Source organism: Candidatus Accumulibacter vicinus, assembly GCF_000584955.1.
Classification (GTDB): Bacteria; Pseudomonadota; Gammaproteobacteria; order Burkholderiales; family Rhodocyclaceae; genus Accumulibacter; species Accumulibacter vicinus.
Window position 1 is genome coordinate 78702 of record NZ_JDSS02000031.1, and the last position, 6092, is coordinate 84793.

Here is a 6092-nt window from a genome sequence, read left to right on the forward strand (position 1 = left end):
TGGCTAGATGGCCATCAAATCGGTTTCCTTGTGGCTGAGCTGCCTGTCGATTTCCGCCACATAGCGGTCCGTGAGCTTCTGGATTTCATCCTGGGCACGATGCTCCTCATCCTCCGAGCATTCCTTGTTCTTGAGCATTTCCTTGAGCGTCGCGATGGCGTCACGTCGCAAATTACGCACCGCAACCTTGGCACCTTCACCCTCGCCCTTCACCACCTTGATCAGATCACGGCGCCTCTCCTCGGTCAAAGCCGGCATCGGCACACGGATCAGATCTCCCTGAGCGGCTGGATTAAGACCCAGGTCACTGTCACGAATGGCCTTCTCGACCTTTGCCGCCATTCCTTTTTCCCAAGCCTGGACACCCAGCGTACGGGCGTCGAGCACGGTCACGTTGGCGACCGTGTTGATTGGTACCAGCGACCCGTAGTACTCGACCTGCACATGATCGAGCAGGCCGATGTGGGCACGCCCCGTCCGCACTTTCGCCAGATCGGCCCTGAGTGTCTCAAGCGATCTCTGCATCTTGTGTTCAGCGGTTCTCTTTACTTCAGCTATGGACATCTCAATCTCCCTCAGCAATAGACCAGCGTACCCTCTTTCTCGCCCATCGCCACCCGTTTCAGTGCACCCTGCTTGAATATCGAGAAGACGTTGATCGGCAGCTTCTGATCGCGGCACAGCGCAAATGCGGTGGCATCCATGACCGCGAGATTTTGTGCGATCGCGTCGTCGAAGCTGATCCGATCATAACGGGTCGCCTGTGGATCCTTGTTGGGATCGGCAGAGTAGATGCCATCGACTTTGGTGGCCTTGAGCACGATTTCGGCACCGATCTCTGCACCGCGCAAGGCCGCGGCCGTGTCAGTGGTAAAGAACGGATTACCGGTTCCTCCGGAAAAGATCACCGTCCGCCCCTGCTCCAGGTAGCGAATCGCCTTGGCACGAATGTACGGCTCCACCACCTGTTCAATGTTCAGCGCCGACTGTACCCGCGAAACCATGCCGGCAGCCCGCATGGCATCGTGCAACGCCAGGCCGTTCATGACCGTCGCCAGCATGCCCATGTAGTCCGCCTGGGCACGATCCATCCCCCGGGCAGCAGGCGCCACACCGCGAAAGATGTTGCCGCCGCCAATCACCACGCCGACCTGCACACCCAGATCGACAACCTCCTTGATCTCCGCAACGATGGCCGAGATCGTCTGCCGGTTGATACCGTAGGCATCGCCACCCATCAATGCCTCGCCCGAGAGCTTGAGCAGGATACGTTTATAACTTGGCGAGGTTTCGGACATCGGCGTCTGGCTCCGGCAGGTCTTGGTCAATCGAGAGGGTCTGTGCTCACTTCTGCGCGGCAGCCGCCGCCTGTGCGGCCACCTCGGCAGCGAAGTCGTTGGTCCGCTTGGCAATCCCCTCACCCACCACGAACAACGTAAATCCGGCAACCGAAGCGCCCTTGGCCTTGAGCAACTGGGCGATGGTCTGCTTGCCATCTTCGGCCTTGACAAACACCTGGCCAAGCAGGGTCACTTCATTCAGGAACTTCTGAATCGAGCCCTCGGCGATCTTTTCGATCAACGCTTCCGGCTTGCCGGCTTCGCGGGCTTTCTCGATGGCAATCCGCCGTTCGCTCTCGATCAGATCAACGGCAACACCCGATGAGTCCAGCGCTTTCGGTTTGGTCGCGGCAATGTGCATGGCCAGATCCTTGCCTAGCTGATCGTCACCGCCAAGATAGTCGACGAGGACGCCGATCTTGGCACCGCCATGGACATAGGCAGCGAGCCTGCCCTTGGCCGTGATGCGCACGAAACGGCGAATCGACATGTTCTCACCGATCTTGCCAACCAGCGCAGTACGAGTCGATTCGACGCTGCCCTCGCCCATCGGCAACGCGGACAAGGCAGCCACGTCCGCCGGGTCATGCTCGGCGACCAGTGCCGCGCAATCCCTGGCCAATTTCAGAAATTCGTCATTCTTGCCGACAAAGTCGGTTTCGCAGTTGATTTCGATCATTGCCCCAAGCTTGTCGTCGGTCGATCTATGGATCGCCACGACACCCTCGGCGGTAATCCGACTGGCCGCCTTGCTGGCCTTGGAACCAAGCTTGACGCGCAAAATCTCTTCGGCCTTGGCGAGGTCGCCGGCAGCTTCCGTCAACGCCCGCTTGCACTCCATCATCGGCGCGTCGGTTCTTTCGCGCAGCTCTTTCACCATACTTGCGGTAATTTCCGCCATTTCAGTCTCCACTTGCTGTCACGGCCAGAATCGCCGGCCGTAGTTCATTCGATACGTTCAGAAAAAACAAACCGGCCGTGAGGTCCAGCCGCACGGCCAGCGCGGTACAGCCGACGCTCAATCGTTCAGTCGTCTTCTTCGATGAACTCGTCGCCCGATACAGCGTCGAGGATTTCCTCGACGAACTGGCTGCGTCCCTCGAGAACGGCATCAGCAACGCCGCGAGCATAGAGACGGATGGCGCGCGAGGAATCGTCATTACCCGGAATGATGTAATCGATGCCCTCGGGTGAATGATTGGTATCGACCACCGCAACAATCGGAATACCCAGCTTGTTCGCTTCGGTGATGGCAATCTTGTGGTAACCAACGTCAATCACAAACAGGGCATCGGGCAGCGATCCCATGTCCTTGATGCCGCCGATCGACTTGTGCATCTTGTCGAGTTCGCGCGTGAGCATCAGTGCCTCTTTCTTGCCGAGCCGATCGAGGGAACCATCTTCACACATGGTTTCCATCTCCTTGAGACGCTTGATCGACTGCTTGATGGTCTTGAAGTTGGTCAGCATGCCCCCCAGCCAACGCTGATCGACGTACGGAGAGGCGCAACGTGACGCTTCCTCGGCCATGATTTCGCGCGCCTGGCGCTTGGTTCCGACAAACAGGATGGTGCCCTTGTTGGCCGACAGCCGGCGAACAAAAGTCATGGCTTCGTTATACTTGGCCAGCGTCTTCTCGAGGTTGACGATGTGAATCTTGCTGCGGGCGCCAAAGATATAGGGCGCCATCTTGGGATTCCAGAATCGCGTCTGATGGCCGAAATGAACACCCGCCTCAAGCATCTGTCGCATAGTTGTAGACATACGTTCCTACTTTCAATATCAGGGTTGGACCACCATCCGCCCACCTACAGCCCGCCATTCCGGCAGGCACCCTTGAACAGGCGAATGTGCGTAGTTGGCGTACCTCGTCAGTACGCCTGACGCATCACGAAGGCGCGTCTTGCTATTTTGCTGACGGGATCAGCAAAATCCGGTGATAGTATCATCAAGATCCGTTGAATTTCAATTCCGAAACATTATTAAACATGATTTCAGGCACCCCGGACACCAGTCTGCAGGCGCCAACCCTCTGGTTAAGATTGACCCTCCGTCAAATTGCCTAAGCTCCCCGCTTACTTTATCCTTCGTTCCTCTTCAACCTGGCACTGGCCTCAACGCATGAGCATTACCTGCAAGACTCCTCAAGAAATCGAAAAGATGCGCGTCGCTGGTCGCCTTACCGCCGAGGTGCTCGACTACATCACGCCCTATGTGAAGTCGGGAGTCACCACCGGCGAACTCGATCAACTTTGCCACGATTACATCGTGCAGGTTCAAGGCTGCATTCCGGCGCCGCTCAACTATGCTCCCCCCGGCTACAAGCCTTATCCGAAGTCGATTTGCACTTCGATCAATCACCAGGTCTGTCACGGCGTTCCCGGTGACCGGCAATTAAAGAACGGTGACATCGTCAACCTCGACGTGACCGTGATCAGCAACGGCTACCATGGCGACAGCAGTCGCATGTTTCAGGTCGGTGAAACCTCCGTGCAGGCACGGCGGCTATGCGAGGTCACCTACGATTGCCTCTGGCTCGGCATTGTGCAGGTCCGGGCCGGCGCACACCTCGGCGACATCGGTCACGCGATTCAGCAACATGCCGAGAAATCCGGCTATTCGGTGGTCCGTGAGTTCTGCGGCCATGGCATCGGCGCCAAATTTCACGAAGAACCCCAGGTCCTTCATTATGGGCGGCCGCATACCGGCATCGAGCTCAAAGCCGGCATGGTGTTTACCATCGAACCGATGATCAATGCCGGCAAGGCGGCGATTCGAACCATGGCCGATGGCTGGACGATCGTCACCAAGGATCATAGCCTGTCCGCACAATGGGAGCATACCATCCTGGTGACCGACACGGGCTACGAAGTCCTCACCATGTCGGAGGCGACCGCTTTGCGGCCAGACTGGATCAGGTCACAGCCATGAACAGCGAAACCTTCGATCGTTCGGCGATCGTCGCCGGTTGCAGGTCGCGCCTGCATTCTGGCCAGACGACGATCCGCGAGCGTTATCTCGGCGAAGGTGACGCGGCACGTCTGTTGCGCGAGCGTTGCCAACTGGTAGACGAAGTCCTCTGCGACCTGTGGCGAACACTGGCATTGCCGGTTTCACTGGCTTTGGTCGCGGTCGGTGGTTACGGACGCGGCGAGCTCTATCCCGCCTCCGACGTTGACATCCTGTTGCTGCTGCCACAAGCGCCCGACGAGGTCCTGACTGCCCAACTCGAGCGCGCAGTCGCGCTCTTCTACGACATCGCTCTCGATATCGCTCCGAGCGTGCGCACTGTCGAAGAGTGTTCGCACGCCGCCGCCGACCTGACGATTCAGACTGCATTGCTCGAAGCACGCCTGCTGGCCGGGAGTAGCGAACTGTTCCAGGATGCCTGTAAAGAACTCAAGGGACAGATCGACCCACAGGCCTTCTTCGAAGCCAAACGGATGGAACAGGAACAGCGGCACCGCCGCTACCAGGACTCCCCTTACAGCCTGGAACCCAACTGCAAGGAAGCTCCGGGCGGGCTGCGCGATCTGCAAACAATCCTGTGGATTGCCCGTGCGGCCGGCTACGGTGACTCCTGGGAAGATCTCGCGCAGCACGGCTTCATCACCCAGGAAGAACAACTTCAATTGCAGCGCTGCGTCGGTTTTCTGCAGCGTCTGCGTACACACCTGCACCTGCACGTCGGCCGGCGCGAAGATCGTCTGCTGTTTGACTACCAGACGGCACTCGCCGAACGGATGGGTTTCGCTCCCACCGACACCCGCAGGGCCAGTGAACGGCTGATGCAGGGTTATTACCGAACAGCCAAGGAAGTCACGCAGATCAACACGATCCTGCTGCTGAACATCGGCGCTGCAATATCGCCACCGCCGGAGCAGTGGCCGCTGCCGATCAATGAACGCTTCCAGAACCGGCACGATCTGCTGGATGTGGTCGACGAAGACATCTTCAACAGACGGCCCGGGGCGATGCTCGAAGCTTTCCTGTTGATGCAGAAACACTCCGGTCTGCAGGGAATGACGGCGCGCACCTTGCGCGCCTTGTGGCATGCACGGACCCGAATTGACGCCGATTTCCGTCGTGACCCCGAGAATCGCGCCTGTTTTCTGGAAATCCTCAAACAGCCGCGCGGCGTGCTGCATGAGCTGCGTCGGATGAACCAGTTCGGGATTCTGGGTCGCTATCTGCCCAATTTCGGCAAGATTGTCGGCCAGATGCAGCACGATCTGTTCCATGTCTATACCGTCGATCAGCACACCTTGCAGGTCCTGCGCAACCTGCGCCGCTTTCTTGCCGACGAATTCGCGCATGAGTATCCGCTGTGCAGCGAGTTGATCAGTGATTTCCCCCGTTGCTGGGTACTCTACGTGGCGGCGCTGTTCCACGACATCGGCAAGGGACGCGGCGGTGACCACTCGGAACTCGGTGCCGTGGATGCTGCCGAGTTCTGCGCCGAGCACGGCATTGCGGCCGAGGACGGTCAACTGATCGTCTGGCTGGTTCGCTGGCATCTGCTGATGTCCAGCGTCGCCCAGAAACAGGACATCGCCGATCCGGACATCCTCGGTGCCTTTGCCACGATGGTCAAGGACGAGCGCCACCTCGTCGCACTCTACCTGTTCACTGTCGCCGACATTCGCGGCACCAGTCCGAAAGTCTGGAATACCTGGAAAGGACAGCTCCTCGAACAGCTTTTCCGGAGTACCTGCCGCACCCTGCTGGCCGGCGGCCAGGTACCGGTCAGGC

6 protein-coding genes are annotated in these 6092 nt (G+C 58.7%); 2 read left to right on the forward strand and 4 right to left on the reverse strand.

From position 1 onward, the window contains the following. Window positions 1–3 precede the first annotated feature (3 nt). From frr to rpsB, 4 genes are all read right to left on the reverse strand, one after another. Entirely contained in the window at window positions 4–564 is a 561-nt protein-coding gene (gene frr, locus CAPSK01_RS14620; RefSeq protein WP_034928145.1) for a ribosome recycling factor, read from the reverse strand. An 11-nt stretch (window positions 565–575) separates the two neighbouring features. Continuing rightward, complete coding sequence (pyrH, locus tag CAPSK01_RS14625) at window positions 576–1298, reverse strand: UMP kinase (protein WP_034928147.1); 723 nt, start codon at window positions 1296–1298, stop codon at window positions 576–578. A gap of 46 nt (window positions 1299–1344) precedes the next feature. Continuing rightward, the gene (gene tsf / locus CAPSK01_RS14630) at window positions 1345–2241 is read right to left on the reverse strand and encodes a translation elongation factor Ts (RefSeq protein WP_034928149.1); all 897 of its coding nucleotides are present in this window, start codon (window positions 2239–2241) and stop codon (window positions 1345–1347) included. 125 nt (window positions 2242–2366) lie between these two features. Continuing rightward, a complete protein-coding gene (gene rpsB, locus CAPSK01_RS14635; protein ID WP_034928151.1) occupies window positions 2367–3104 on the reverse strand; it encodes a 30S ribosomal protein S2 in 738 nt (245 codons plus the stop codon). Between the two features lie 357 nt (window positions 3105–3461). On the opposite strand from rpsB, the gene map reads away from it, so the two are divergent. Further along, window positions 3462–4271 (forward strand): type I methionyl aminopeptidase, encoded by an 810-nt coding sequence (gene map, locus CAPSK01_RS14640; protein WP_034928154.1) that lies wholly within the window; start codon window positions 3462–3464, stop codon window positions 4269–4271. Next, window positions 4268–6092 (forward strand): [protein-PII] uridylyltransferase (gene glnD, locus CAPSK01_RS14645; protein WP_273703748.1); only part of this gene is annotated, 1825 nt, incomplete at its 3' end. The genes map and glnD, both read left to right, overlap by 4 nt.

Coding starts and splice junctions, on each gene's coding strand:
- rpsB (WP_034928151.1), bottom strand. CDS start 3,104: ATGTCTACAACTATGCGACAGATGCTTGAGGCGGGTGTTCATTTCGGC.
- pyrH (WP_034928147.1), bottom strand. CDS start 1,298: ATGTCCGAAACCTCGCCAAGTTATAAACGTATCCTGCTCAAGCTCTCG.
- frr (WP_034928145.1), bottom strand. CDS start 564: ATGTCCATAGCTGAAGTAAAGAGAACCGCTGAACACAAGATGCAGAGA.
- map (WP_034928154.1), top strand. CDS start 3,462: ATGAGCATTACCTGCAAGACTCCTCAAGAAATCGAAAAGATGCGCGTC.
- tsf (WP_034928149.1), bottom strand. CDS start 2,241: ATGGCGGAAATTACCGCAAGTATGGTGAAAGAGCTGCGCGAAAGAACC.